Below are 418 nucleotides of genomic sequence, written 5' to 3' on the forward strand. Positions count from 1 at the left end.
TCTTCTTTTATGCAAGTCCATATCCAGCCCCCTATGCCACATCATTCTCATTTATTTTGAGAATTTTCAGCATTTGCTTCCGATACTTATACCCAGGCCTCTTTCCTTTCAGCATCCGGCACAGTTCTTGAGGGCTTGTACCCAATATATTTGCCAGCTGGACCTGGGTCATCTCCAATTCAATCAGACGCTTCTTGACAATCTTTCCAAGCTCCCTTGTCTTTACATCTGCCATCTTACTCACTCCTGTATAATCTTCTGGTCCGTTTCCTGTCTGTTCCAATCCGCTTAAGTTCCATTCTGCTTACCACTTCCAAAAACTCCCTGGTATCCTTTATCACCAGCCAGTTCTCTGGCTGCAGACCATGAAGTTTCATCTCCTTTTTCTGGCTTAAGGTTGGCTTTTTGCCATTTTTCA

The 418-nt window shown here is 43.8% G+C and carries 2 protein-coding genes; both read right to left on the reverse strand.

Annotation, left to right across the window (positions count from 1 at the left end; translation table 11 throughout):
- Nucleotides 1–31 precede the first annotated feature (31 nt).
- A complete protein-coding gene (locus LI015_RS28070) occupies nt 32–235 on the reverse strand; it encodes a transcriptional regulator (RefSeq protein WP_002593001.1) in 204 nt (67 codons plus the stop codon).
- A gap of 1 nt (nt 236) precedes the next feature.
- On the reverse strand, nt 237–418 hold a 182-nt coding region (locus LI015_RS28075; protein ID WP_227126788.1), incomplete at its 5' end, for a DUF6906 family protein.

Source organism: Enterocloster sp. 210928-DFI.2.20 (assembly GCF_020554465.1).
Lineage (GTDB): Bacteria > Bacillota > Clostridia > Lachnospirales > Lachnospiraceae > Enterocloster > Enterocloster bolteae.